20 protein-coding genes and 6 tRNA genes are annotated in these 26,618 nt (G+C 72.6%); 16 read left to right on the plus strand and 10 right to left on the minus strand.

Going from position 1 to position 26,618, the window contains the following annotated elements:
* The first annotated feature begins 250 nt into the window (after positions 1-250).
* Complete coding sequence (gene bldC / locus OHA91_RS20070) at positions 251-457, plus strand: developmental transcriptional regulator BldC (protein ID WP_003949541.1); 207 nt, start codon at positions 251-253, stop codon at positions 455-457.
* 633 nt (positions 458-1,090) lie between these two features.
* Here the strand turns inward: bldC and OHA91_RS20075 are convergent.
* Positions 1,091-1,164, minus strand: a tRNA-Asp gene (locus OHA91_RS20075).
* 71 nt (positions 1,165-1,235) lie between these two features.
* Positions 1,236-5,159, minus strand: a complete 3,924-nt coding sequence (gene hrpA, locus OHA91_RS20080) for an ATP-dependent RNA helicase HrpA (protein WP_266499698.1) — start codon at positions 5,157-5,159, stop codon at positions 1,236-1,238.
* 111 nt (positions 5,160-5,270) lie between these two features.
* Between hrpA and OHA91_RS20085 the strand changes: the two genes are divergently transcribed.
* From OHA91_RS20085 to OHA91_RS20095, 3 genes are read left to right on the plus strand one after another with little or no spacing between them, the layout of a single operon-like run.
* A complete protein-coding gene (locus OHA91_RS20085) occupies positions 5,271-5,687 on the plus strand; it encodes a hypothetical protein (protein WP_328739692.1) in 417 nt (138 codons plus the stop codon).
* Positions 5,688-5,739: 52 nt separating this feature from the next.
* Positions 5,740-6,498, plus strand: coding sequence for a DsbA family protein (locus tag OHA91_RS20090; protein ID WP_031156375.1), 759 nt, complete (start codon positions 5,740-5,742; stop codon positions 6,496-6,498).
* Entirely contained in the window at positions 6,495-7,331 is an 837-nt protein-coding gene (locus OHA91_RS20095) for a cytochrome c biogenesis CcdA family protein (RefSeq protein ID WP_328739693.1), read from the plus strand. The genes OHA91_RS20090 and OHA91_RS20095 overlap by 4 nt, the downstream gene beginning before the upstream one ends.
* A 38-nt stretch (positions 7,332-7,369) precedes the next feature.
* Here the strand turns inward: OHA91_RS20095 and OHA91_RS20100 are convergent.
* The 3 genes from OHA91_RS20100 to OHA91_RS20110 form a co-directional block, all read right to left on the minus strand.
* Positions 7,370-7,446: transfer RNA gene (locus OHA91_RS20100), tRNA-Phe, on the minus strand.
* A 22-nt stretch (positions 7,447-7,468) separates the two neighbouring features.
* Positions 7,469-7,542, minus strand: a tRNA-Asp gene (locus tag OHA91_RS20105).
* 39 nt (positions 7,543-7,581) lie between these two features.
* A tRNA-Glu gene (locus OHA91_RS20110) sits at positions 7,582-7,654 on the minus strand.
* A gap of 104 nt (positions 7,655-7,758) precedes the next feature.
* Between OHA91_RS20110 and OHA91_RS20115 the strand changes: the two genes are divergently transcribed.
* From OHA91_RS20115 to OHA91_RS20150, 8 genes are all read left to right on the plus strand, one after another.
* Complete coding sequence (locus OHA91_RS20115; protein WP_030012899.1) at positions 7,759-8,109, plus strand: metallopeptidase family protein; 351 nt, start codon at positions 7,759-7,761, stop codon at positions 8,107-8,109.
* Positions 8,106-8,633 carry a FluC/FEX family fluoride channel gene (locus tag OHA91_RS20120; protein WP_266499707.1) on the plus strand — a complete coding sequence of 176 codons (528 nt, stop codon included), beginning with the start codon at positions 8,106-8,108 and terminating at the stop codon, positions 8,631-8,633. Before OHA91_RS20115 ends, OHA91_RS20120 begins: the two co-directional genes overlap by 4 nt.
* Positions 8,630-9,004, plus strand: coding sequence for a fluoride efflux transporter FluC (locus OHA91_RS20125; RefSeq protein WP_031156379.1), 375 nt, complete (start codon positions 8,630-8,632; stop codon positions 9,002-9,004). Before OHA91_RS20120 ends, OHA91_RS20125 begins: the two co-directional genes overlap by 4 nt.
* Positions 9,005-9,090: 86 nt before the next feature.
* Positions 9,091-9,630, plus strand: a complete 540-nt coding sequence (locus OHA91_RS20130; protein ID WP_051893597.1) for a hypothetical protein — start codon at positions 9,091-9,093, stop codon at positions 9,628-9,630.
* 278 nt (positions 9,631-9,908) lie between these two features.
* Positions 9,909-12,251: a DEAD/DEAH box helicase gene (locus OHA91_RS20135; protein WP_328739694.1), complete on the plus strand. Its 2,343-nt coding sequence runs from the start codon at positions 9,909-9,911 to the stop codon at positions 12,249-12,251.
* 151 nt (positions 12,252-12,402) lie between these two features.
* On the plus strand, positions 12,403-13,311 hold the full coding sequence (locus tag OHA91_RS20140; protein ID WP_328739695.1) for a hypothetical protein: 909 nt from the start codon (positions 12,403-12,405) through the stop codon (positions 13,309-13,311).
* Positions 13,312-13,387: 76 nt separating this feature from the next.
* Positions 13,388-13,460, plus strand: a tRNA-Lys gene (locus tag OHA91_RS20145).
* Positions 13,461-13,568: 108 nt separating this feature from the next.
* Positions 13,569-14,105 carry a GNAT family N-acetyltransferase gene (locus tag OHA91_RS20150; protein ID WP_037633617.1) on the plus strand — a complete coding sequence of 179 codons (537 nt, stop codon included), beginning with the start codon at positions 13,569-13,571 and terminating at the stop codon, positions 14,103-14,105.
* Positions 14,106-14,158: 53 nt separating this feature from the next.
* Here the strand turns inward: OHA91_RS20150 and OHA91_RS20155 are convergent, their stop codons facing one another.
* Entirely contained in the window at positions 14,159-15,418 is a 1,260-nt protein-coding gene (locus tag OHA91_RS20155) for an LPXTG cell wall anchor domain-containing protein (RefSeq protein ID WP_031156386.1), read from the minus strand.
* 302 nt (positions 15,419-15,720) lie between these two features.
* Here OHA91_RS20155 and OHA91_RS20160 point away from each other — a divergent pair.
* The 3 genes from OHA91_RS20160 to OHA91_RS20170 all read left to right on the plus strand — a co-directional run bounded on the left by OHA91_RS20160 (position 15,721) and on the right by OHA91_RS20170 (position 18,488).
* Positions 15,721-15,794 (plus strand) — tRNA-Met (locus tag OHA91_RS20160).
* A 185-nt stretch (positions 15,795-15,979) separates the two neighbouring features.
* Positions 15,980-17,176, plus strand: coding sequence for a PP2C family protein-serine/threonine phosphatase (locus OHA91_RS20165; RefSeq protein ID WP_031156388.1), 1,197 nt, complete (start codon positions 15,980-15,982; stop codon positions 17,174-17,176).
* Between the two features lie 292 nt (positions 17,177-17,468).
* Positions 17,469-18,488 carry a M23 family metallopeptidase gene (locus tag OHA91_RS20170; RefSeq protein WP_381623180.1) on the plus strand — a complete coding sequence of 340 codons (1,020 nt, stop codon included), beginning with the start codon at positions 17,469-17,471 and terminating at the stop codon, positions 18,486-18,488.
* On the opposite strand, the gene OHA91_RS20175 is transcribed toward OHA91_RS20170, so the two are convergent.
* The 4 genes from OHA91_RS20175 to OHA91_RS20190 all read right to left on the minus strand — a co-directional run bounded on the left by OHA91_RS20175 (position 18,397) and on the right by OHA91_RS20190 (position 23,789).
* Entirely contained in the window at positions 18,397-19,806 is a 1,410-nt protein-coding gene (locus OHA91_RS20175) for a PrsW family intramembrane metalloprotease (protein ID WP_266499751.1), read from the minus strand. The genes OHA91_RS20170 and OHA91_RS20175 overlap by 92 nt on opposite strands.
* Positions 19,807-19,849: 43 nt before the next feature.
* Complete coding sequence (gene trmB / locus OHA91_RS20180; RefSeq protein ID WP_031156393.1) at positions 19,850-20,689, minus strand: tRNA (guanosine(46)-N7)-methyltransferase TrmB; 840 nt, start codon at positions 20,687-20,689, stop codon at positions 19,850-19,852.
* A gap of 113 nt (positions 20,690-20,802) precedes the next feature.
* The gene (lhgO, locus tag OHA91_RS20185) at positions 20,803-22,035 is read right to left on the minus strand and encodes an L-2-hydroxyglutarate oxidase (protein ID WP_266499755.1); all 1,233 of its coding nucleotides are present in this window, start codon (positions 22,033-22,035) and stop codon (positions 20,803-20,805) included.
* A 29-nt stretch (positions 22,036-22,064) separates the two neighbouring features.
* Positions 22,065-23,789, minus strand: coding sequence for a sporulation protein (locus OHA91_RS20190; RefSeq protein ID WP_328739696.1), 1,725 nt, complete (start codon positions 23,787-23,789; stop codon positions 22,065-22,067).
* 630 nt (positions 23,790-24,419) lie between these two features.
* On the opposite strand from OHA91_RS20190, the gene OHA91_RS20195 reads away from it, so the two are divergent.
* Entirely contained in the window at positions 24,420-26,615 is a 2,196-nt protein-coding gene (locus OHA91_RS20195; RefSeq protein ID WP_328739697.1) for an asparagine synthase-related protein, read from the plus strand.
* Positions 26,616-26,618: the final 3 nt, after the last annotated feature.

A 26,618-nucleotide genomic window follows, 5' to 3' on the forward strand; every position in this document is an offset into this window, starting at 1 on the left:
TCGTCACAGTGGGGTGACTGTCCGTTATGGGACGGTCCATCGGGCTTCCGCCGCTGATGAACACCTCGGAGGGCAATTCCGTCGGTTTGGCCGTCGCGGCTGGACGGATGGTGTAGTTGTAGTGCCGAGGACAAGCCGTTCGTCCTATAACCGACTCGGCCCGCGTATGTCCATTTCGGGCAACGCGGGCCAAGGTGCAGAATTTAGAGGAAAGAACCGAGATGGTTCGGTTCTCCCGAGGAGGCCGCTCATGACCGCTCGCACCCCTGATGCCGAGCCGCTGCTGACCCCGGCTGAGGTTGCCACGATGTTCCGCGTGGACCCGAAGACGGTCACCCGCTGGGCCAAGGCTGGCAAGCTCACGTCCATCCGCACCCTGGGTGGACACCGCCGGTACCGCGAGGCCGAGGTCCGCGCACTGCTGGCGGGAATTCCGCAGCAGCGCAGCGAGGCCTGAGGTCGCGTTAACACCCCGCTTTAAACGGGTTTCTATCGGGTCCCCCAATCCGATGAAAACCCACATGGCTTCATACGACCCGACCTGCCCCAACAGGTTCTCCGGTCGTTCGATCGCGCTGGACTCCGCCGGGTCCAGCGCGATCTTTTTTATGCCCAGGTCAGGGGGGTGCCGAAAGCCCGCCGGGATGCCTGGCGGGGTAGGTACCATTGCACATATTAAATCGAGCCGGCGTATGGATGCGATAAATGTGTGAGTCCGAAAAACTCATGCGGTGACACCCGTCACAGATGATCACTCTTGTATATCCGGCAATGCACCCCGTAATGGGGAAGTGCGTCGCGGTGACCATCATGCGAACGGGGGATTCTCCGCCGAAGGGACGATGCGCGTACGCGGTCGGGCCGGCGCTCGGCAGGCAGGAGTCGTCGTGGCCGCGGAGCGGCCGTCGTGCGGGCTGAGGGAAGCCGCGGGAAGCCACGGCGAGCCGCGCGGAGAGAGCGGCGGGAAAAGGCCGCGGGAGGCGTCCGTCGGCGGTCGTGGGCCCCGCCTCCCCAACCCGGCCCGGGCGGACGTGTCCGCCAACGCGTCAGGGCCCGTATCCCCGGGGGGATACGGGCCCTGACGTTGTTGCGATCCTGACGGGACTTGAACCCGCGACCTCCACCTTGACAGGGTGGCGAGCTAACCAACTGCTCCACAGGACCTTGATTCGCGGCCACTCGGCGGCGGCTGCGAATCAGACTGTACAGCAGCTCAGGGGGTGCGGTCGAACCGATCAGGGGGCGGCCGCGTCCACCGCCTTGACGATCCGCTTGTCGGAGATCGGGTACGCCGTGCCGAGCGCGTGCGCGAAGTAGCTGACGCGCAGCTCCTCGATCATCCAGCGGATGTCGGTGACGGTGGCCGGGACGGGCCGCCCCTTCGGCAACTGCTCCAGCAGCCAGGCGTACTCGTCCTGCATCTCGTGGACCTTCTCCATGCGCGTGGTGTCGCGCTGGACGCCCGTGGGCATCTGCTGGAGCCGCCGGTCCGCCGCCACGAGGTAGCGCATCAGGTCCGGCAGCCTGCGCAGCCCGGTGAGCGTCACGAAGCCGGCCGGCACCAGGGCCGCCAGCTGCGTCCTGACGTCCTGGATGTTCGCGACCAGCGCGAGGCTGGAGGTGGCCTTCAGGCGGCGCTCACAGGCCTGCCAGGCGGCCAGCACCTGCTGCACCTGGTTGACCGCCCGCACGGTCGTGTCCACCAGGTCCGCGCGGACGGCCTCGTAGAGCTTGCGGAAGCCCGCCTCGTCCCACGCCGGGCCGCCGTGGTCGGCGATGAGCTTGTCGGCCGCCGCGGTCGCGCAGTCGTCGAACAGCGCCTGGATGGAGCCGTGCGGGTTCCTGGACAGGGCCAGCTTCTGCTGGTTGGTGAGGTGGTCCGAGGCGAACTTCGCCGGGTTCACCGGGATGTTCAGCAGGATGAGCCGGCGGGTGCCCAGCCACATCGCCTGCTGCTGTTCGGCCTCGGTGTCGAAGAGCCGTACGGAGACCGTTCCCCCGTCGTCGACCAGCGCCGGGTACGCCTTCACCGGCTGGCCCGCACGCCGGGTCTCGAAGACCTTGGTCAGGGTGCCGATCGTCCAGTCGGTCAGCCCGGTGCGCTCCACCGACTCCCCGCCCGCCCGCTCGGCGGTGGCCGCGGCGGCCTTGGAGAGGGCCTGGCGGGCCTTCGGCTTCAGCCTGAGCCGCAGGGCCTCCAGGTCCTTGTCCTCGGCGACCTTGCGGCGCCGCTCGTCGACGATCCGGAAGGTGATCTTCAGGTGGTCGGGGATCCGGGTCAGGTCGAAGTCCTCGGCCGTGACCGGCACCCCGACCATCCGCTGGAGCTCGCGCGCCAGGGTGACCGGCAGCGGCTCCTGCAGCGGCACGGCCGTGTCCAGGAAGCGGCCCGCGTAGTTCGGCGCGGGTACGTAGTGCCGGCGGACGGGCTTGGGCAGCGAGCGGATCAGCTCGGTGACGACCTCCTCGCGCAGGCCCGGGATCTGCCAGTCGAAGCCCTCGTCGGTGACCTGGTTCAGCACCTGCAGCGGGATGTGGACGGTCACGCCGTCCGCGTCCGCGCCCGGCTCGAACTGGTAGGTCACCCGGAACTTCAGCTGCCCCTGCCGCCAGGAGTCCGGATAGTCGGCCTTGGTGACCCCGGCCGCCTTCTCCGTGAGCAGCATCTCCCGCTCGAAGTCGAGCAGTTCCGGCTCGTCGCGCTTCTTGTGCTTCCACCACGAGTCGAAGTGCGCCCCGGACACCACGTGCTCGGGGATCCGCTGGTCGTAGAAGTCGAAGAGGGTCTCGTCGTCCACCACGATGTCGCGGCGCCGGGCCCGGTTCTCCAGCTCCTCCACCTCGGTGAGGAGCTTGCGGTTGTCGGCGTAGAACTTGTGGTGGGTCCGCCAGTCGCCCTCGACCAGCGCGTTGCGGATGAACAGCTCGCGCGAGACCTCGGGGTCGATCCGGCCGTAGTTGATCTTCCGCTGGGCGACGATCGGCACGCCGTACAGCGTCACCTTCTCGTACGCCATCACGGCCGCCTGGTCCTTCTCCCAGTGCGGCTCGCTGTAGGTGCGCTTGATCAGGTGCTGCGCCAGCGGCTCCACCCACTCGGGCTCCACCTTGGCGTTCACCCGGGCCCACAGCCGCGAGGTCTCCACCAGCTCGGCCGACATCACGAACTTCGGCTGCTTCTTGAACAGCGACGAGCCCGGGAAGATCGCGAACTTGGCGCTGCGCGCACCGAGGTACTCGTTCTTGTCGGTGTCCTTGAGCCCGATGTGCGAGAGCAGGCCGGCCAGCAGCGAGACGTGGACGACCTGCTCGGGGGCGTCCGCCTCGTTGACGTGGATGCCCATGCTCTTGGCGACCGTGCGCAGCTGCGAGTAGATGTCCTGCCACTCGCGGATCCGCAGGAAGTTCAGGTACTCCTGCTTGCACATCCGGCGGAAGGACGAGGAGCCGCGCTCCTTCTGCTGCTCCCGGACGTAGCGCCACATGTTCAGGAACGAGAGGAAGTCGCTGGTCTCGTCCTTGAAGCGGGCGTGGTTCTGGTCGGCCTGGGTCTGCTTGTCCGACGGCCGCTCGCGCGGGTCCTGGATGGACAGGGCAGCCGCGATGACCATGACCTCGCGGACGCAGTTGTTCTTGTCGGCCTCGATGACCATGCGGGCCAGCCGCGGGTCGACGGGCAGCTGGGACAGCTTGCGGCCCATCTGCGTCAGGCGCCTCGACGGGTCCTTCTCGGCCGGGTCCAGCGCCCCGAGCTCCTGCAGGAGCTGCACGCCGTCGCGGATGTTGCGGTGGTCCGGCGGGTCGATGAAGGGGAACTTCTCGATCTCGCCGAGGCCGGCGGCGGTCATCTGGAGGATGACGGAGGCCAGGTTCGTGCGCAGGATCTCGGCGTCGGTGAACTCGGGACGGGCGTTGAAGTCGTCCTCGGAGTACAGCCGGATGCAGATGCCGTCGCTGGTACGGCCGCAGCGGCCCTTGCGCTGGTTGGCGCTGGCCTGCGAGATCCGCTCGATCGGCAGGCGCTGCACCTTGGTGCGGTGGCTGTAGCGGGAGATCCGGGCCGTGCCCGGGTCGATCACGTACTTGATGCCGGGGACGGTGAGCGAGGTCTCGGCGACGTTCGTGGCCAGGACGATCCGGCGGCCCGTGTGCTGCTGGAAGACCCGGTGCTGCTCGGCGTGCGAGAGGCGGGCGTAGAGGGGGAGGACCTCGGTGAAGCGCAGCTTCTTCTTGATGAGCGCGTCCGCGGTGTCGCGGATCTCGCGCTCGCCGGACAGGAAGACCAGGATGTCGCCGGCGCCCTCGGCCTGGAGCTCGTCCACGGCGTCGCAGATCGCGGTGATCTGGTCCCGGTCGGACTCCTCGGAATCCTCTTCGAGGAGCGGCCGGTAGCGGACCTCCACCGGGTACGTGCGGCCGCTGACCTCGACGATCGGGGCATCGCCGAAGTGGCGGGAGAAGCGCTCCGGGTCGATCGTCGCCGAGGTGATGACGACCTTCAGGTCGGGCCGCTTGGGCAGCAGCGTCGCCAGGTAGCCGAGCAGGAAGTCGATGTTCAGGGAACGCTCGTGGGCCTCGTCGATGATGATCGTGTCGTAGGCGCGCAGCTCGCGGTCCGTCTGGATCTCGGCGAGCAGGATGCCGTCCGTCATCAGCTTCACGAAGGTCGCGTCCTGGTCCACCTGGTCGGTGAACCGGACCTTCCAGCCGACGGTCTGCCCGATCTCGGACTTCAGCTCCTCGGCGATGCGTTCCGCGACCGTGCGGGCGGCGATCCGGCGGGGCTGGGTGTGCCCGATCATGCCCCGGACGCCACGGCCCAGCTCCATGCAGATCTTGGGGATCTGCGTGGTCTTGCCGGAGCCGGTCTCGCCCGCGACGATCACGACCTGGTGGTCGCGTATCGCCTCGGCGATCTCGTCCTTCTTCTGGCTGACGGGCAGGTTCTCGGGATACGTGACCTCCGGCATCCGCGAGGCACGGCCGGCCAGTCGCTCGGCGGCCTTCGCGGCCTCCGTGGCGATCTCGTCGAGCACGGCCTGCTTGGCCTCGGGCTTGCGGATGCGGCGGGCGCCTTCGAGGCGGCGGCCGAGGCGGTGCGCGTCACGGAGGGAGATCTCACCGAGAAGCGTCTGCAGGGCGGCGAAGGAAGTAGACATACCTGATCGAGGATCTCACCTGGGCCCTCCGGGTGGCGAACGCATTTGTCGGGTGGACCCGTACCATTTCGGGACGAGTCCCTCGGCCGTACGAATGAGAGGCAGCCCACCTTGTCCCGCCCCCGCCTCTTCGGCTGCGCCGTGCTCGCGGTCCTGGCGGTGCTGCTGGGCGGGACGGCCCCCGCCGCTGGCGGACCGTTCCTGCCGGATTCCGCGCCGGCCGGCCTGGCCGCGGCCCCGGCGGCTGCCGGGGACCCCCGGGCGGAACCGCTCCCCGGGCTCCCGGACCGGCCCCACGCGGCCCCGGCCCTGCACGGCGGCGGCCCCTCCTGCGCCCCCGCACCCCCCGAACACGGCGGGACCCCCGCCGCCCCGACGCGCGCCGGGGGCGAGCACGCGCAGGTCCCGCCGGCCCGGCCGGTGCCCGCGGACGCCCGGCCGCACGCGTCGCCGCCCGTACGGGTCCTCGTACGCGGTCCCGACCGGCCGGCGCCCGGCCCGGTGGAGCTGTCCGTGATGCGGCTCTAGGAGCACCGGTTTCCCCCGGTCCACCTCACCACCGCATCGCTGGAGCACCCGTATGTCCTCGTCCAAGACCCATCCCAAGCCCAAGGCCGCCCCCAAGGCGAAGTCCGCCGCGAAGCCCCTGCTGATCTGCGCGGGGGTCGCCCTGGCCGCCGTCACCCTCGGCCTCGTCTCCTGGCAGGCCACAGCCCCCGCCGACAAGGACTCTGGCTCCGCCGGCTCCGCGCCCGCCGCCGCGCCCCGCAACGACACCTCCGCCGCGCTGCAGGCCCTGGCCCGCCGGGAGGCCGGCGACAAGCTCGCCGTCGGCCGCGCGGACGCGCCCGTCGTGCTCATCGAGTACTCCGACTTCAAGTGCGGCTACTGCGGCAAGTTCGCCCGGGACACCGAGCCGGAGCTGGTGAAGAAGTACGTCGACAACGGCACCTTGCGCATCGAGTGGCGCAACTTCCCGATCTTCGGCGCCGAATCGGAGGCCGCCGCCAAGGCGGCCTGGGCCGCCGGGCAGCAGGACCGGTTCGCCGCCTTCCACGCGGCCGCGTACGCCGACGGCTCCAAGGAGAAGGGCTTCGCCGAGCCGCGGCTCCTGGAGCTGGCCCGCGAGGCCGGGGTCCCCGACATCGAGCGCTTCAAGGCCGACATGGCCGGCGAGCAGGCCGTGGCGGCCCTGAAGAAGGACCAGGAGGAGGGCTACCGCATCGGCGTCACCTCCACCCCGTCCTTCCTGGTCAACGGCAAGCCGATCGCCGGGGCCCAGCCGCTCGGCGCCTTCACCGCCGCCATCGCGCAGGCCGAGGCGGCGGCGAAGCAGTGACCGAGATCGGATACCTGGCCGCCCTGCTGGGCGGCCTCCTCGCGCTGCTCAGCCCGTGCAGCGCGCTGCTCCTGCCGGCCTTCTTCGCGTACTCGATCGACTCCGCCTCACGCCTCCTGGCCCGTACCGGCATCTTCTATGCGGGCCTCGCGAGCACCCTCGTACCGCTGGGGGCGGCCGGCTCGTACGCCGGGCGGTTCTTCCACGGCAACCGCGACCAGCTGGTCCTCGCCGGCGGGTGGCTGATCATCGTCCTAGGAGTGGCGCAGATCCTGGGCCTGGGCTTCGCCTCGAAGCGGATCTCGGAGCTGTCCGGGAGGATCCGGCCGACCACCGCCGTGTCCGTGTACGCCCTCGGCGCGGTGTACGGGCTGGCCGGTTTCTGCGCCGGCCCGATCCTGGGCAGCGTCCTGACGGTCGCGGCGGTCAGCGGCAGCCCGGTCTACGGCGGCCTGCTGCTGGCGGTCTACGCGCTGGGGATGGCCGTGCCGCTCTTCGTGATGGCCCTGCTGTGGGAGCGGTTCGAGCTGGGCCGGCGGCGCTGGCTGCGCGGCCGGGCCTTCCGCGTGGGCCGCCGGGAGCTGCACACGACCTCGCTGCTGTCCGGGCTGTTCTTCATCACCCTGGGGGTGCTGTTCCTCGTCTACGACGGGGCGAGCGCGCTGCCGGGGCTGCTGGACGTGGACGACTCGTTCGCGGTGGAGCAGCGGGTGCGGTCGCTGGCGGACGCGGTCCCGGACTGGGCGCTGCTCGGGCTGGTCGCCGTAGGGGCGGCGGTCTTCGGCCTGGTGCAGTGGCGCCGCCGGGCGCGGACGGAGGGGGCGCCGGAGTAACCACAGAAGGCCCCGTCCGATGGACGGGGCCTTCCTGGTGGTGGCTGGGGCCGGGGTCGAACCGGCGACCTATCGCTTTTCAGGCGATCGCTCGTACCAACTGAGCTACCCAGCCACGAGACCGTTTCCGGCCTCAGCGATCCTGACGGGACTTGAACCCGCGACCTCCACCTTGACAGGGTGGCGAGCTAACCAACTGCTCCACAGGACCTTGCAGTGTGCGAGACAAAGTCTTGCACACGGTAATGCGTACCCCCAACGGGATTCGAACCCGTGCTACCGCCTTGAAAGGGCGGCGTCCTGGGCCACTAGACGATGAGGGCTAAAGGCCCGCCTGGGCGCTTTCCAGCGCGTCGGGGACGTGAGAAGCATATGGGATCCGGGGAGCTATCGCCAAAACGGTTTCCCCCGGAGGGACAATGGCCCGGTGCTGGAGATGACGCGCGAGGAGTTCGAAGAGCTTGTCGCAGAGGCCCTGGACCGGATCCCGCCGGAGCTGACGCGGCTGATGGACAACGTGGCGGTGTTCGTCGAGGACGAGCCGCCCGCCGACGATCCGGAGCTGCTGGGGCTCTACGAGGGGACCCCGCTGACGGACCGCGGCGAGTGGTACGCCGGGGTGCTGCCGGACCGGATCACCATCTACCGCAATCCCACGTTGCGGATGTGCGAGGACCGGGAGAGCGTGGTCGCGGAGACGGAGGTCACCGTGGTGCACGAGATCGCCCACCACTTCGGGATCGACGACGAGCGGCTGCACGCGCTGGGGTACGGGTGAGCCGTAGGCGCTCCCGACCCGGCCCCGGTGCCGAGGCGATCGACCCGGACGTCGACCTGCACGTGCCCGCGCAGCGGGCCGAGCCGCAGGGCCGGGTGCTCGCGGCGGTGGCCGCCGGCGGTGCGGTCGGGGCCTCGGCCCGGTACGGGATCTCCCTGCTCTGGCCGGCCGCGCCCGGGGCGTTCCCGTGGGCGACCCTGTGGATCAACGCCTCCGGGTGCGCGCTGATCGGCGTACTCATGGTGCTGATCAGCGAGGGCGGGCGGTCGGCGCCGCATCCGCTGCTGCGGCCCTTCGCCGGGGTCGGCGTGCTCGGCGGCTTCACCACCTTCTCCACCTACGCGATGGACTTCTCGCGGCTCCTGGACGAGGGGGAGGCGCGGTCCGCGCTGGCGTACGCGGGGCTCACGGTGGTGGCCGCCCTGGGCGCGGTGTGGGCGGCGGCCTCGGTGACCCGGCTCGCCGTCCGGGGCCGGGGACCGGGCCGCGAGGCGGGGCCCGGGACGGGCCGGGTGGTCCGGTGAACTGGCTGTTCGTGGTGGCGGGCGCGGTCGTCGGTGCGCCGCTGCGCTATCTGACGGACCGTGCGGTGCAGCGGCGCCACGATTCCGTCTTCCCCTGGGGGACCTTCGTCGTGAACGCGGCCGCCTGCCTGGTGCTGGGGGTGCTGACCGGCGCGGCGCGGGCCGGGGCCGCCTCCCCGTGGGTGGTGCTGCTGCTGGGGCCCGGGCTGTGCGGGGCGCTGAGCACGTACTCGACCTTCTCGTACGAGACGCTGCGGCTGGCCGAGCGCGGGTGGGGCTTCCTGGCGGCGGCGAACGTCGCGATGTCGGTGCTGGTCGGGCTGGGCGCGGTGCACCTCGGCTCGCAGGTGGCGCGACAACTGTTCGCCTGAGGGCGTGTCCCTTACGGGGCAAAGGGAGTTGGGCACATCGACCCGCTCCTGCGGGCCTCTCGTCCCCAGGCTCCGGAGGTGCCCCCGTGCGCCAGTTGTCCGCTTCCCTCCGACTGGCCGTCACCGCTCTCGCGGTCGCGGCGACGGCCGGCTGCATGAGTGTCGGTGAGGACGCGGCGAAGCCAGGGCCCTCCGCCGCGGCGGACCGGCGCGCCGGCTCCGGGGCGGATGCGGGTGCCGCCTCCGGGCGGGGCTCCGGGATCCGCGGCAACGGGCACGGCGCCAAGGAGGGTGCGGAGGGCCAGGACGGCAAGCACAAGGAGGACGGCAAGGCCTCCGGCGCGACCGGGGCCTCCCCCAGCCCGGGTGCGCCGAGCGGGGCGCCGGGCGTGCCCGCGCCGTCGGCGGGACCGGGCGGCGGCGCCGGCGGGCAGGGCCCCCAGGAGCCGTCCACGGGCGGTTCCGGCGGTTCGGGTTCCGGCGGTCCGGGCGGGCCGGGCGGCGGCCAGCAGTCGGCGAGCCCGACGCCGGCGCCCCCGATTCCGACGCCCCCTGTGACGGAACCCACTCCGATTCCGTCGAGCCCGCAGCCGGAGCCCACCACCCAGCCGGCGCCCCAGGCGTAGGGGCGGCGGCACCCGTCAGCGGCTCCAGGAGGTGTGGGCGCGCCTTCCCGATGCGGGCATTTGTGCAGGTCAGGGGCGATTCCGCCGGAGCGACTTGCCAGACCCGGGGGAGGGTGCGTATGGTTATAGATCGTTTGATCCCATTGCCCGGCGCCGAATCCGAAGAGCGCCGCGTGGCGCGTACTCTCCCTAGCCGTGGCTGACCGCATTGAGGCGGTCGATTTGCGATTCACGGAGTTTGGGCGCGTGCCGAGACTCCGGAAGGTTTCGCATTTCGCATGTCCATTTCCAGTTCTGACCGTTCCGTCATGCCCGAGAACGACTCCAACGAGCTCATCGACGCCGAGGCCCTCGTCGTCACCGAGGCCATCGAGGCCGCGGAGGCCGAAGGAATCATCGAGGCCCTCGAGGCGGACGTGAACGGCGAGTCCTTCGAGGACTCCACCGACGACTTCGACGCCGATGCAGACGCTGACGCCGACGCTGACGCCGAGCCCACGATCACCTTCGGTGACCTGGGTCTGCCCGAGGGCATCGTGCGCAAGCTCGCCCAGAACGGCGTCACCACGCCCTTCCCGATCCAGGCCGCGACCATCCCGGACGCCCTGTCCGGCAAGGACATCCTCGGCCGCGGCCGCACCGGCTCCGGCAAGACCCTCTCCTTCGGTCTGCCGACCCTGGCCACGCTGGCCGGCGGCCACACCGAGAAGAAGAAGCCCCGCGCGATCATCCTCACGCCGACCCGTGAGCTCGCGATGCAGGTCGCGGACGCCCTCCAGCCGTACGGCGACGTCCTCGGCCTGAAGATGAAGGTCGTCTGCGGCGGTACCTCCATGAGCAACCAGATCTACGCTCTGGAGCGCGGCGTCGACATCCTCGTCGCCACCCCGGGCCGACTGCGCGACATCATCAACCGCGGTGCCTGCTCCCTGGAGAACGTCCAGGTCGCGGTCCTCGACGAGGCCGACCAGATGGCCGACCTGGGCTTCCTGCCCGAGGTCACCGAGCTGCTCGACCAGATCCCCGGGGGCGGCCAGCGCATGCTCTTCTCCGCCACCATGGAGAACGAGATCGGCACCCTGGTCAAGCGCTACCTGTCCAACCCCGTCACGCACGAGGTCGACAGCGCGCAGGGCAACGTCACGACCATGACGCACCACGTCCTCGTCGTGAAGCCGAAGGACAAGGCGCCGGTCACGGCCGCCATCGCCGCCCGCAAGGGCCGCACCATCATCTTCGTCCGCACCCAGCTGGGCGCCGACCGCATCGCCGAGCAGCTCGTCGAGGCCGGCGTCAAGGCCGACGCACTGCACGGCGGCATGACGCAGGGCGCCCGTACCCGCGTCCTCGCGGACTTCAAGGACGGCTACGTCAACGCGCTCGTCGCCACCGACGTCGCCGCCCGAGGCATCCACGTCGACGGCATCGACCTGGTCCTGAACGTGGACCCGGCCGGTGACCACAAGGACTACCTGCACCGCTCGGGCCGCACCGCCCGTGCCGGCAAGTCCGGTGTCGTCGTCTCCCTCGCGCTGCCGCACCAGCGCCGCCAGATCTTCCGCCTGATGGAGGACGCGGGCGTCGACGCCTCGCGCCACATCGTCCAGGGCGCCGGCGCCTTCGAGCCGGAGGTCGCCGAGATCACCGGTGCGCGTTCGCTGACCGAGGTCCAGGCCGACTCCGCGAACAACGCCGCCAAGCAGGCCGAGCGCGAGGTCGCCGAGCTCACCAAGCAGCTCGAGCGCCTGACCCGCCGTGCCGGCGAGCTGCGCGAGGAGGCCGACCGCCTCGTCGCCCGCTCCGCCCGCGAGCGCGGCGAGGACCCGGAGGCCGCTGTCGCCGAGGTGGCCGAGGCCGCCGAGGCCGAGGTCGCGGCTGCCGCCGCTGCCGCTGCCGCCGAGATCGCCGCGCAGGAACGCCGCGAGGAGAACCGCGCCCAGCGCGACGACCGCGGCAACTTCGAGCGCCGTGACAACCGCGGTGGCGACCGCGGTGGTGACCGTGGCGGCTTCCGCCGTGACGACCGCGGTGACCGCGGTGACCGCGGTGGCGACCGTGGCGGCTTCCGTCGCGACGACCGCCCCTCCGGCGGCTTCCGCGGTGGCGACCGTCCGTCCGGCGGCTTCCGCGGTGGCGACCGTCCGTCCGGTGGTTTCCGTCGCGATGACCGTCCGTCGGGTGGCTTCAACCGTGACGACCGCGGTGACCGCGGTGGCGACCGTGGCGGCTTCCGCGGTGGCGACCGTCCGTCCGGTGGTTTCCGTCGTGACGACCGTCCGTCGGGTGGCTTCAACCGTGACGACCGCGGTGACCGCGGTGGCGACCGTGGCGGCTTCCGCGGTGGCGACCGTCCGTCCGGTGGTTTCCGTCGTGACGACCGTCCGTCGGGTGGCTTCAACCGTGACGACCGCGGTGACCGCGGTGGCGACCGTGGCGGCTTCCGCCGCGACGACCGTCCGTCCGGTGGTTTCCGTCGCGATGACCGTCCGTCGGGTGGCTTCAACCGTGACGACCGCGGTGACCGCGGTGGCGACCGTGGCGGCTTCCGCCGCGACGACCGCCCCTCCGGTGGCTTCGGCGGCCGCCGCGACGACAAGCCGCGCTGGAAGCGCAACGGCTGACCTCAGCTGAGCTGAACCCCTGACAGGGCCCCCACGACTCCGGTCGCTGGGGGCCCTTTCGCGTGTTGCTACGATCCGAACTTTGCGGTGGGGGACACGGCGACGCGCGACCGCTGCCGCCCCCGGCGCGTCTTCTGGGGGGAGCACACGCATGGGACGGTCACGTGTGCTGGGGGCTGCTGCGCTCGCACTGGCCACGGGCATCGGCGCCCTCACCGCCCTACCGGCTGCCGCAGGACCCGCGGCCGCCGACGAACTGACGGTTGCTCCGCTGCCGCACCAGGAGCCGTCGTACCAGCCGATCTACGGAGCGGGCCCCAAGGGCGCGGTGCTCGGCCGGACCAGCGGCGGTCCGTACTGGAAGAGCTTCGAGGACGGCCGCGACGTGCCGCTCGCGGACTGCGCCACGGGGGCGTACGACCAGTCGCTGCAACTCGGCGGCACCGTCGGCTGCGAGCGCCGTCCGTCTCCCACGGCCGCGGGTCCGCTGACCCTGCACGACCAGGCCACGGGCCGCACCGAGACCCTCGCCGTGCCGGCCGGTCGGACGTGGACGACCACCTTCTCGCCGACCCAGGTGCTGGCTTACGAGCTGGACGCCGAGGACCGCGTCACCCTGCACCTGATCGGCCGTGAGAACGAACCGCGCAAGGACGTCACCGTCTCCGCGCCCGAACGCATCCCGGTCGATTCGCTCTGGGTGCGCACCGTGGACGAGAAGGGCGCGCTGATCACCTACCGGTCCGCCGCCGGCCGGACCACGCTCGCCCTGCTCGACTACGCCACGGCCACGCTGACGCAGCTGGCCCTGCCGGACGGCGCGACGGACCCCGGCTACGTCGACTACTCGCTCGGCTCCCAGTGGGTCTCGCTGCGCAAGAACGGCTCCGTCACGGCGACCCCGCGCTCCCGCGCGGACCTCACCGTGACGCGCAGCGTCAACGCCCCCACCCCGCACGGGCGTACGCAAGCCGTGGGCGACTGGCTCGTCGTGCAGGACCACAACGCCACGAGCAACGCGGTCACCGCGTTGCCGGCCGCCGGCGCGCCCCTGAACTGACGCCGACAGGCCGGTCGGTCGATACCCGATCGGCTGACCGGCGCTGTCCGGCTATGCTCTGGGGTGAGCACCCGGAGGGCCATTAGCTCAATTGGCAGAGCAGCGGACTTTTAATCCGTTGGTTGTCGGTTCGAGTCCGACATGGCCTACCGCTCCCAGCGCCCCGTCCGCCCGCAGCGGACGGGGCGCTGTGCTGTGTCCGGGGCCGGTCCGCAAACCGGGTGAACCCCGGGGCGGCGGGCGGTAGCGTCGCCGCCGTGACTCCGGTTCTGCGCACCGCACGCCTGCTGCTCGACCCGTACACGCCCGAGGACGAGGACGGCTTCGTGGCCCTCTTCCAGGACACCCGGGTCTCCCGGTGGATGGGGGACGGCCCCGCCACCGAGGCCGAGGACCGCGCCCTGTTCGGGCGGGTCTTCACGAAGGTCTACGCCGAGGACCTCTTCGACGTCTGGGCCGTGCGCAGGGACGGGCGGCTGGTCGGACACGCCGAGATCAAGCGGACCGACGAGGTCGACGGCCACGAGATCATCTACGCCCTGGCCCCCGAGGCCTGGGGAGCCGGCCTCGGCACCGAGATCGCGGAGGCGATCGTCGCGTACGGCTTCACCGGCCTCGGCCTGACCGAGGTGCACGCCACGGTGGCCGCGCCCAACACCGCCTCCCGGGCCCTGCTGACCCGCATCGGCTTCGCGCACGTCCGTGACGTGCGGGAGGAGGACGGCTCCACCACCCACGTCCTGACCCGCCACCGCGAACCGGCCGCCGCCCGACCGCATCCGCGCGCAACGTGAAGCGCCCCGCCCGAGGGATCGGGCGGGGCGCTTCGGGGTGTGGGGAGGTGCGATCAGGCGTTGGTGCGGCGGCGGCGGCCGAGCCAGGCGGCAGCCGCGCCGAGCGCGACCAGGGCCGCGGCGAGGCCGGCGTACAGGCCGGTGGACGAGCCGGCGCCGGTGGCGGCCAGGGAGCCCGTGGAGGAGCCCGTGGTCGTCACGTTGGAGTTGCCCGTGGTGGTGGCGACGGCCTGCTGGACGGTGGAGGAGGAGGTGGCGGAGGGGGTCGGGGACGGGGTGGTGGTGGTCGGGGTGGTCGGGTTGGTGGTCGGCTCGGTCGGCGCCGGCTCCGTGATCGGGACCAGCGGGAACTTCACCGGGACGGTCATGAGCGGCCAGGTGTTGCCCTCGGCCTGGCGGACCTCGGCCTCCATCGTGATGGTGGTCCGCTTCGTCAGCTTGGTGTTCTTGCCCAGGCTGAGCCGCAGCGGCTGGGTGTGGACGCCGGAGGCGGCGCCGAAGCCCTTGGCGATGCGCGGCAGCTCGTAGCGGCTGTCCTTGGCCTCCAGGTCCTGCCAGCGGCCGTCGATCATCGCCTGCAGCCGGAAGTCGGCGTCCTGCTCACCCGGGTGCGACAGGCTCAGCTCGGTGGCGAGGGCGGTGCCGAACGTGCCGTCGCCGGTGGCCTGGTAGTTCAGGTCCAGGTACGCGCGCTGCTCCTGGCCGTCCTTGCCCGAACTGACCTGCTTGAACCAGGTCTTCAGCTCGCCCGTCTTGGTCTGCGGGTCGACCTTGAAGAGGTGGGAGTCCGACCCGCCGGGGGCGACGGAGTTGTTGTAGCTGGTGGCGGTGAGGTTGAAGTCGCCGTTGTTCGTGGGGTAGTTCGCGCCGAGGCCGATGGTGACCTTCCAGGTCATCTTGCCGTTCGCGGGGATGTCGAAGCCCGCGTAGGCGTCCTTGGCGGAGGGGGAGAACGTGCCCTGCCAGCCGCCGTCCTGCTGGCCGATCGAGGACTTGGTCGCCGGGGCGTCCACCGCCTCGACCTTGAAGACGACGTCGTTCTCGTCGAGCAGGCTCGGACCCTTCGGGTCGAGGAGCATCCACGGCTTGTACTCGACGGCCTTGCCGGTCGGGTTCTTCACCGTCAGGTCGAAGGTCTCGGTGGCGCCGCCGCGGGTCAGCGGGCCGCTGGGGACGGGAGCGCCCATCTCCGTGCGCAGTACGGCGTGGTCGTCGGCGGCGGGTGCGGCGGACGCGGCGGTGGCCGAGAGCGGCAGCAGAGTGGTGACAACGCCGGCGACGACTGCGATGGCGGCTGCGGTGCGAACGGACATGGTGGACTCCCCCCAGGAATCACGAGGGCATCGGCAGAGTGCCGAGCCGGTTGGTGTGGTCTGTGTCGTCCGGCCGGTCCGTGTTCCCCCTGGCCTTGGCGACAGATGAATCTTCGCCCGGATCCGATCGCGGAACCATCCCTGCAGTGTCACCGCCGTGCAACAGAGATGATCTTCGTTCGCGGGATGCCGGTTGTGGGCCAGTTTTAGGGCTTTGACCTGCGGTGATGCCGGTTCAGGGGTGGGTCGGGGGGTAATTGGTGAAGGGCTGCTCCCGGATGGCGTAGAGTTGTGTTTACCGACGCGGGGTGGAGCAGCTCGGTAGCTCGCTGGGCTCATAACCCAGAGGTCGCAGGTTCAAATCCTGTCCCCGCTACTGAAGACGAAGGCCCGGTTCCCTTGGGAACCGGGCCTTCGTCGTGTTCCCGGCCGCTCCTCGTGCTCCGTCACCCGTACGGCCACCGCCGGGTCGCCGTACGCCCGCTCCTGCCGCCAGCCTTGAGGGGCGCGGCGGCGGGCCCGCACCCGTGAACGCGGGACCGGGCGGCAGGAGAGCGTGTGGTGGGGCTGGGCCGGAAGGGCAGCGGTGGCGGGCGGCGCGCGGCCGGCGGCGGGAGCGGCACGGCCCGCCGGGTGCTCCGGGTGCTGCCGGCCGTACTGATCGCCGTCGGCCTGGCCTTCGACCTGCTGACGCCGCCCAGCTTCACCGGATCACCTTCCTTCTCCGCGGCCCCGCTGATCGCCGCCCCGCTGTACACCCTGTGGGCCACGGCCCTGACCGGCGTCCTGGCCGTGCTCGCGGTGTTCCTGCTGCACCTCCACCACGGCACCTCCTGGACGGCCCAGGGGCTGACCGAGCTGGCCACCGTGGTGACCGTGGCCGGGCTGGCGCTGCTGATCAACCGCGTGGTGCGGCGCAGCGGTGAACGGCTGGCCTCCGCCCGCGGGATCGCCGAGGCGGCGCAGCGGGCGGTGCTGCCGAAGCCGGCCGAGCGCATCGGTGGGCTGCAGGTGTCCGCCTGGTACGAGGCCGCGCAGGCCGACGCCTTCATCGGCGGGGACCTGTACGCCGTGCAGGAGACCCCGTACGGGGTGCGGCTGGCGGTGGGCGACGTACGGGGCAAGGGGCTGGGGGCGGTCGAGGCCGTCGCGGTGGTCCTCGGGGCCTTCCGGGAGGCGGCGGAGACCGAGCCGACGCTGGAGGCGGTGGCGCAGCGGTTGGAGCGGGCCCTGGACCGGGAGGGCGCCCGGCGCGAGGGCCTGGACGCGGTGGAGGGGTTCACGACGTGCGTGCTCGGGGAGATCCCGCCGGAGTCGGGCGTGCTGCGGCTGCTCAACCGGGGCCACCCCGAGCCGCTGCTGCTGTACGGGGACGGGGACCTGGCGGTGCTCGCCCCGGCGGAGCCGGCCCTGCCGCTCGGCATGGGCGATCTGGGCGTTGGGCCCGGGCGGGCCGAGCAGTGGGCTTTCCCGGCGGGGGCCACCCTGCTGCTCTACACGGACGGGCTGACGGAGGCCCGCGACGGGGCGGGGGACTTCTACGACCCGGCGGCCCGGCTGCGCGGGCGGGTCCTGGCCGGCCCGCAGGCCCTGCTCGGCGCGCTGAGCAGGGACGTACGGCGGCACACGGGCGGCGGGACGACGGACGACATGGCGCTGCTCGCGGTGGGTCGGCCCGGGCGGTGGCGGCCGGAGCGGAGCCAGGTGGAGCGGCGCCGGACGGTGCCGGTGGTGAGGCGGGGCGACGACGCGGTGTGACGGTGTGTAATGGAACAGGTGCACTGCGCAAGCTGATTGATGGTCAGTCATTTTGCGTCTATGGCCGAGGAGATGGGTGACGAGGTTGATTTTTGCCCCAGTTGCACCCTGTTTTGAATGAAAAGGACTGGCCAAAGCAAGCCAGGCCGTGGTCAATTGGTGGGAACGATCAAGCGCAACAGCTTGGAATCACTCCCTCACTTCTATTACCTTTCGATAACGCAGCGCGGTCGTCCCGGCCGTCGCAAGAGACGGCACCGTGCGCGTGCGTGTCAATGAGGAGTGTGCCCCCGTGGCCTCCAACTCGCCTGCTCCTGAAGGCACCGAGATCCAGGAGCCGCCCACCGCGGGTGCCTGGGGCGAGTGGAACCCCACCGAGGACTCCGTCCGTCCGGTCCGGGGCAAGCACCGGGTCGCCAAGCAGCGCGGGGGACTTGCCCGCAGCTCCACCGTGCTCGGTGTCGGTGTCATCGCGGCGGTCGGCGCCAGCGGCATCGCCACCGCGCAGGACCGGCCGCAGGTCGCGATATCCATGCCCTCCCTCCCGGACCTGATGCCCGGGGGCAACGAGCGTCAGGGCGACGGGGGTTCCGGCCGGGAAGCCGACCGCGACGGCACGGCCGGGATCATCGCCCAGCAGGCCGACGGCGGCGCGGACGCCGGCGAGATCCTGCGCAACCGCATCCTCCAGCAGGCCGAGTCGCAGCAGGGGGCCGCCGAGGCGGCGGCCCGTGCGGATGCCGAGCGCGTCGCGCGGGAAGCGGCGGCCCAGGAGGCCAAGGACAAGCTGGAAGAGGCCCGCCAGGCGGCCGAGGAGGCCAAGGCCCAGGCCGAGGCGAAGGCCGCGGAAGAGGCCGAGTCCGCCAGGAAGGCCGCCGAGGCCAAGGCGGCGCAGGAGCGCCCCGCCGCATCGGCCGGAGGCTGGTCCCTGCCCACCTCCGCCTACACCCTCACCTCGCACTACGGGGTCTCCGGCTCCATGTGGTCTTCCGGCCACCACACCGGCCTCGACTTCGCTGCCCCGACCGGCACCCCCGTCAAGGCGGTCGGCGCCGGGAAGATCACCTCGGCCGGCTGGTCCGGGGCGTACGGCTACCGGATCGTGCTGGAGCTCGAGGACGGCACGGAGATCTGGTACTGCCACCTCTCCTCGATGTCCGTGACCTCGGGATCGGTCGGCACCGGCGACACCATCGGCCGGGTCGGCGCCACCGGAAACGTCACCGGACCCCATCTCCACCTGGAAGTACGCAAGGGCGGATCGACGATGGACCCGCTGGCGTGGCTGGAGTCCAAGGGCCTGAACGTCTGACGGACGGCTCCTCCCACCGCGGCCCGGGAACACCGGCCGGGCCGGCCGCCGACTCCGCCAGCTCGAACGGTTGCGACGCCTCGACCGGATCCGGCGCCTCCCACGACGTGAACGGCTCCGACGGGTCGAAGCAGGGCGGGAGCAGGTCCTCCATCACCGCCGCCCGGGCCAGTGCGGGTCCGGCCGTCGCGCGGCGCTGCCACAACCGGTTCAGCAACTCCCGTTCCCGGCCGGCGAAGTCCGCCTCGCGCAGCGGACCCCCGCGGCGCGCCCGGTTCCGCAGCAGCGCCAGGGCGACGGCGTCCGCCTCGTACCGGGCGACCGCCCGTCCGGCGGCCCGGCCGCCGCTGCGCCGCGCCAGGGAGCGGGCCAGCGACCGGGCCGGCATCGAGGCCAGGGCGGAAACCTCGGCGGGAGCCAGCCAGCCCGCGGCCGCGTACAGCGCGAGCTCCCCGGCGACGGCCTGCAGCCGGCCGCGCCGTATCCGCACGGCCAGCCACACCAGCAGGCCGAACAGCGGGACCATCACGCAGCCGTAGACGACGTAGAAGCCGTGGTCCCCGAACCGCGAGGAGCCGTTCCACAGGGCGTGCATGCCCATGGCCAGGGCCAGGCCGAGCAGCGGCAGGCAGATCCGGCGCGAACGGCCCGCGCTGACCGCGGCCGCGCCGAAACCGAGCCCGGTGAGCACCGTGAACAGCGGGTGCGCGAACGGCGACAGCACGATCCGTACGAAGAAGGTCGCCGCGGTCACCGAGTCCAGGACGCCGGTGCCGTCGGCGAGGTCCTGCACGAAGGCGTTGCCGAGGTAGAGGATGTTCTCGGTGAAGGCGAAGCCGATGGCGGTGAAGCCGGCCACCACGAAACCGTCGGCGGGGCCGGTGAAATGCCGTCTTCGGAACACGAACACCAGCAGCAGGGCGGCCGCCTTGGCGCTCTCCTCCACCACGGGGGCGATGGCGACCGAGCCGAGCTGGTCCGCTTCCGAGGGATCGGCGGTCGCTGCGGCTATCCACTGGGTGGCGAAGTTGTTGGCCACTATGGCGATCAGCGCCGCGGTGCAGGCACCCCAGCCGAAGCAGAACAGCAACTGGGACCAGGGCGCCGGCGCGGCCCGGCCCAGCCAGCGGAAGGCCGCCATGAGCGGCGCCACCGGCAGCAGGGCCAGACCGAGGCCGACGAAGAAGCCCGGCGTGCCGGTCTGCTCCCGCACGAGCTCGAGGATGGCGATGCCGGTGGCGGCGAGCAGCACGAGGAGCACGCACGTGCGGACCGCGCCGGACGGACGCGCGAGAACAGGGCGGAGCGCTCGGAACACATCATGACCCTAGCGATCCGCTCGGACACGCGCGGTGACGTTGTCAGTTCTCCGTGCGACGGAAGAGCAAGTCGTGTACGACGTGGCCCTTGTCGAGGCCCTGCCCCTCGAAGCGGGTGAGCGGCCGGAAGTCGGGACGCGGGGAGTAGCCGCCGTCGGGCTGCGTGTTCTCGAAGTCGGGGTGTGCCGTGAGGACTTCGAGCATCTGCTCGGCGTACGGCTCCCAGTCGGTCGCGCAGTGCAGTACGGCCCCGGGTGCCAGGCGGGTCGCGGCCAGGGTGAGGAACTCGGGCTGGATCAGCCGGCGCTTGTGGTGGCGGGCCTTGGGCCAGGGGTCCGGGAAGTACACGCGGATCCCGGCGAGCGAGTCGGGCGCCAGCATCTCGCGGAGCAGGATGATCGCGTCGCCGTTGGCCACCCGGACGTTGGTCATGCCGCCGCGCTCGGCGAGGGCGAGCAGGTTGCCCTGGCCGGGGGTGTGCACGTCGGCGGCGAGGATCCCGGTGCCGGGGTCGGCGGCGGCCATCTGCGCGGTGGCCTCGCCCATGCCGAAGCCGATCTCCAGGACGACCGGCAGGCCGTCGAAGAGCGTCTTGAGGTCGATGACCGAGTGGCCGTCGATGTCCAGGCCCCACGTGCCCCAGAGCCGCTTGAGGGCCTCGCCCTGGCCGGTGGTGACCCGGCTGCGCCGGGGCTGGAAGCTCCGGATCCGCCGCTCGTGGTGCGAGCCGGCCGGGTCCGGCGAGGGGCCGTCGGGGAAGCGGGGCTCGGTGCGCCACTTGGGGGGCACGTACGAGTTCGCCTCCGGCGCGGGGCCGTCGGCGTAGTCGGCGACGGGGGCGTCCGGGACGGCGGGCGGCGTGGGGTTCAGGGACTCAGACACAATGCGCTGATTCTACGACGGGGGGTCGCGCCGCCGCTGCGCGAGCGGCGGGCGCCACCCCCGCCCCGCCCCCGGTGCCCGGCGTGCAACCGCCCCCGGGCCCGTTGGTCCGGTCAGGCCGCGGTGAGGGTGCGCAGGACCCGGGTGGCGATTTCGCGGCCGATGGGGAGGGAGGCCGTCGCGGCCGGGGAGGGGGCGTTGAGGACGTGGATCGTGCGCGGGGCGTCGCGGATCAGGAAGTCGTCCACCAGGGTGCCGTTCCGCAGGACGGCCTGGGCGCGGACCCCGGCTGCGGCGGGGTGCAGGTCCGGGGCGGTGACGGCGGGCAGGAGGCGGCGTACCGCCCGGGTGAAGGCCTGCTTCGACAGTGAGCGGTGGATCTCGCCCGTCCCGTACCGCCAGTGCCGGGAGGCCATCCGCCAGGCGCCCGGCCACGCCAGCTCGTCCGCGATGTCCCGCGGGCGCACGGTCGACCAGTCGTACCCCTCGCGGGCCAGCGCCGGCACGGCGTTGGGGCCGACGTGGACGCCGCCGCCGATGCCGCGGGTGAGGTGCACCCCGAGGAAGGGGAACGCCGGGTCCGGCACCGGGTAGACCAGGCCCCGGACCAGGTCCGGGCGGGTCAGGTCGTAGTACTCGCCCCGGAAGGGAATGATCCGCATGCCCGGGTCGTCTCCGGCCAGGCGGGCGATCCGGTCGCAGTGCAGGCCCGCGCAGTTCACCAGCATCCGGGACCGGAACACCAGGCCGGACGTGGTGCGCACGGCCACCGCCGACGCGCGGCGCGAGATCAGGTCCACCTCGGCGCCGTAGACGATCTCCGCGCCCGAGGACTGCGCGAGCTGGGCGCTCACCCGGCCGTAGTCCACGATGCCGGTGCTGCCGACGTGGATCGCGGCCAGCCCCTGCACCTGCGGCTCGTACTCGGTGATCTGGGCCGGGCCCAGCTCGCGCACCGGGATGCCGTTCTCCCGGCCGCGCTGGACCAGGGCGTGCAGCCGGGGCAGTTCCTCGCGCTCGGTGGCGACGATCAGCTTGCCCGTCACCTCGTGCGGGATCCCGTGCTCCGCGCAGAACTTCACCATCTCGGCGGCGCCGCTCACCGCGAAGCGCGCCTTCAGCGAGCCCGGGCGGTAGTAGATGCCGCTGTGGATCACACCGCTGTTGCGGCCCGTCTGGTGCCGGGCCGGGCCCGACTCCTTCTCCAGGACGATCACCTTCGTACCCGGAGCCAGGCGCGACAAGGCATGCGCCGTCGACAGGCCGACGATTCCGCCGCCGATCACCAGCACATCGCAGTCCACGCCACCGCCCACGCCGATACCTCCCACCCCTGCATACTGCACCCCCGCACCGACAACGAGGCCACGCGGGTCTACGCCGGAGCCACGAGGAGGGGCCGGGCCCGCTCGCGCAGCTCCGCGACGCGCGGTTCGTCCCCGTAGGGTTCCAGGCGGTGCAGCAGGTCCCGTACGTATTCGGTCGTGCGCGCCGAGGAGATCCGGCCCGCCACCTCCACCGCCCGGGTGCCCGCCGCGCACGCCGCGTCCAGATTGCCCGACTCCAGCTCCGCGACGGCGCTGACGACCAGCCGCAGCCCGTGGGAACGTACGTACTCCTCCGTGGGCCGGGACAGCGCCTGCTCGGTGAAGCGCCGCACCTGCCGGGGGAGTTTGAGGTCCCGGTAGCATTCCGCCGCATCCGCCGCGAAACGGTCGTACGAGTAGAAGCCGAGCCAGGTCGGATCGGGGTCGCCCGCGCGGGACCGCTCCAGCCAGCCCTCCGCGGCCCGCAGCGCCGCCCCGGCGGCCGCCGAATCGCCCGCCTTCGCGTGCGCCCGGGCCTCGACCAGCCGGAAGAAGCTCATCGTGCGCGCCGTTGCCAGGCCGCGGTTGCGCTCGACGGCCGCCTGCGCGAGGTCCACGCCCTCGTCCGGGAAGTCCCGGTAGGTCGCCTGGAGGGACATCGAGGCCAGTACATAGCCGCCGAGCGGTACGTCCGCGGCCGCGCGGGCGAGGCGCAGCGCCTGGATGTAGTAGCGCTGGGCCGCCTCCTGCTGGCCGGTGTCGAAGGCCATCCACCCGGCCAGCCTGGTCAGTTCGGCCGTCGCGCCGAACAGGGCGCGGCCCACCTCGTCGGTGTACGAGCCCAGCAGCAGGGGCGCCGCGTCCACCCGCAGGCACTCGGGGACCATCGACGAACGCCAGTCGCCGCCGCCGTACTTGGAGTCCCAGCGACGGGCGTCCTCGGCGGCCTCGCGCAGCTTGGTCACATCGCTGTGGCCCACGCGCTGCACGTGGTCGCGCGGCGTTTCGGGCCCGTGCTGCGCGGGCACAACGGTGGACGGCGGGCCTGCCGTCCGGCCCGCCGGTGCTGTCATCGGGCCTGTCGCCGGCCCGGTCGTACGGCCTTCCGGGGAGGGCTGGGGACCTGTCTCCGGCGTCCCGGTCGTCGGTGGCTTCGGCGACTGTGGTGACTGTGGTGACGGGAGGTCGCGCGCCGTTGCGCCCTGGGCAGGTCCGTCCTGGGCCGGAGCATCGTGAGCCGAGGAGGTCGCAGCCGCAGATCGGTGGTGCGCCGAACGCGCCGGACCCGCCTGACCCGCGGTACCCGCCTGACCCGCCGGTTCCCGGGCCACCGAGCTGTCGGCAGGAGATATCAGCCACCGCGACGCGGGCGTCGCGTACGCCGCCACGGAGAACGAGCCCGCGAGCGACTGCCAGATCCCGCCACCGCCGCGCCGCCCGGCGAGGTCGAGCCGGTAGAGGTCGGTGGCCGAACGCACGGCCGCACCGACGTCGCGCGGGAAGGCCAGCCCCACCTCGGGGGCGGGGTCCGCGTCCGCCAGGCCGATCTCGTGCAGCGGCACCGGCCGGCCCAGCTTCGCGCCGATGGCGGCGGCGATCAGGTGCGGGGCGGCGCCCTGCGGCACCATCCCCTTCGACACCCACCGGGCCACCGACGTCTTGTCGTACCGAAGCGTCAGGCCGCGCTGCGCGCCGAGGTCGTTGACGCGCCGGGCCAGCCCGGCGTTGCTGATGCCCGCGAGGGCGAGGACGGCGCCGAGCTTCTCATTGGGCTCGCGGAGCTCCCTGGACATGCGCCACCCCTCGTCACACGCGGAACGCATACGCCGCCGGGGCATAGGCGCCCGGCATTTCGTAAACCCAGCGTAGTTCCCCGCCTCCCAAGCGTTAAGGGCCTTACTTCCGTATGGCGGGATTGTTGTCCGTTTGCACGGTCCGGCCCGGGGCCGGCGGCGGGGGCGCACGTCTCGTCGCGTGCTCCGCCCGTGTGGCCGTGCGCCCGCCCGTGCGCTCTGGCCGGTCCGCGGACCCGGCGATTCGATGTGCGGTGCGTGGGTCGGCCCGCTGCGTGAACCGGGCGGGCCGGGGGATGCCGCTACCTCAATCCCCGCGGGTGGCGGAACGGTCCGGGGGGCGGATTCCGCTCCCCGGACCGCGCCCGCGCGCCGGGCGCCGACACCGCGCGACGGCTCTCCACGCGGCCGAAGAATGGCCGAAAGCGACCTATGGGGCGGTGGGAACGGAACGCCAAATACCGCGTGGCCGGGGCGTGTTCGTTTGCGTGTGCGCCCCCTATAACCCCTCTCGCACGCCTGTCCCGTGGCAGCATGGACCCGAGCCACCGGGGTCCCACCGATCGCGCCCTCAGCGCTGTCCGTGCTGCCCGTGCCCCGGTCATGTGCCCACAGGCTGGGGAGGCGGCGGTGCGCTGGTTGGTGGGGTGGAGCAGTATCGCCGCGAGCTTCGGCACGGCCGGCCGCGTCTCCGGCCAGGGACCCGGCCACGGCCCGGGCGCGTACGGCCCGGGCGGCGCGCCCCTGCACGGCGGCATCGCGGACGCCGCCCATGCGGCCGACCCCGGCGCGGACGCGGAACGCACCGTCCACCCCGTCGGCGCCCAGCTGCTCTGGGGCGACCCCGACCCGCTCTGGGCCGTCGGCGACTGGCGCCCCGACGAGATCCGCACCGTCACCGCCGACCCCGCCGACCCCTTCACCCGGCTCGCCGTGCTCGGCTGCTGCGGCGCGACCGACGCCGAGCTGCGCAGGGCCCTGTACGCGGCGCGCGGCGGTGCGCTGCGCCACCTCACCCAGTGGTCCGGCAGCTACACCGCCGTGGTCCAGGCCGGCCGCCGCATCACCGTGGTCGGGGACCTCGCGGGCGCCCGGCCCGTCTTCTACACGCCCTGGGCGAGCGGGACGGCGTACGCCACCGCCGCGCTCCCGCTCGCCGACCTCATCGAGGCGCAGCTCGACATCGGCCACCTCGCCGCCCTGCTGGCCTGTCCGGACAGCCCGGAGGCCCTGGGCGACGGCACCCCGTACGCGGGTGTCCGCCGCATCCCGCCCGGGCACGCCCTCATCCTGCGCGAGGGCTCCCGCGAGATCACCGGCTACGAACAGGTGGCCTCGCTCGCGGTGGCCGCGCCCGAGGCCGACGCCGACCGCGCGGTGGAGGGCGTACGGGAAGCTTTGGTGGACGCGGTGCGCGCCCGGCTCACGGCTCCGCGGCATGCTCCCGACATCCCGCCACCGTACGATCCCGGCCCCGTGCCCGGCATGGGACCGGCCGATCGGCGCGCGGCCCGCGGCGCCCCGGCCCCCGGGGTGGGCGCCGACCTGTCCGGAGGCAGCGCCTCCGCGACGCTCGCCCTGCTGGCGGCCGGTCTGCCGGGAGCGCCGGGCAGCCTCACCAGTCCCGCCGGGGCCCGGCTGCTGGCGGTCACCTTCAACGACCTGGCCACCCCGCAGGGGCGCGAGGACGAACTGGAACGCGCCAGGGCCATCGCGGCCGACCCGCGCCTGCACCACGTCGTGGTCGCCGCCGCGGCCGAGGCCCTCCCGTACACCGACCTGGACGGCCCGCTCACCGACGAACCCGGCCCTTCCCTGGTCTGCGCCGCCCGCGAGCGGCGCAGACTCGCCGCCGGAGCGGCCGACCACTTCACCGGCCACGGCGCCCGGCAGGTCCTCGACGCCCACCCGGCCCGCATGGCCGACCTCCTGATGGACCGCCGGCGCCGCCACCTGCTGCGCCCGGTGGCGGCGCTGGCCCGCTCGGCCTCCGCCGCCGGAGCGGCCGGGGAGTTCCTGCTAGTGCCGCTCACCGTGTACTCGGCGGCCCGCAGACTCGCCCGTACGACGTACCGCGCGGGGATGGAGGCGGCCGCGGCCCGGCTCCGCGAGGGCGGGGTCACCGAGCGCGCCTCCGGTCCGGTGGACGCCTCCCTCGCGGCCCTGACCTGGTCCCGGCCCGGTCCGGCGGCGGGCTGGCTCACGGGGGAGGCGCTGGCGGAAGTATCGATCCGGCTTTCGGCCGCGGCCGGGCGGCCCCCGCTGTCGCTGCGGCCGGGGGAGGCCCGGGCCCGTTCCGTGCTGGCCCGTCAGGCCGCCGACCACCGGGTCTTCGAACAGGCCGTGGAGGTCCGAAGCCAGCGCCTGCACGCCCCCTTCCTCGACAACCAGGTCGTACGGGCCGCGCGTGCCCTGCCCGAGTCCCTGCGCGTGCAGCCCGGCGCCCGGGCGGAGATCCTGCGCAGCGTCCTGTACTCGGCCGGCGTGCGCGAGCTCCCGCCGGGCTGGGGCGCCACCGCTCACACGCCGAACGAGACGGCGACCAGGCTGGGGCTGCGCGCCGCCCTGAGCGACCTGCTGGACCTCTTCGCCGCCCCGCTGCTCGCGGATGCCGGTCTGATCGAGGCCCGGGTCGTGCGGCAGGCGCTGCTCGACGCGGCCGAGGGCCGGCCGGTCCCGCTGGACGGGCTCGCGGAGCTCGTCTCGATGGAGCTGTGGCTGCACCGGCTGCTGGCCCGGCGCGGCACCTGCTGGACGGGTACGTCCGCGGCTCGGCGCCGGGCCGTGCCCGAGGGGGTCCCCGTGCACCGCCCGGCGCTGTCCTGACCT

This window comes from Streptomyces erythrochromogenes, assembly GCF_036170895.1.
GTDB lineage: Bacteria > Actinomycetota > Actinomycetes > Streptomycetales > Streptomycetaceae > Streptomyces > Streptomyces erythrochromogenes.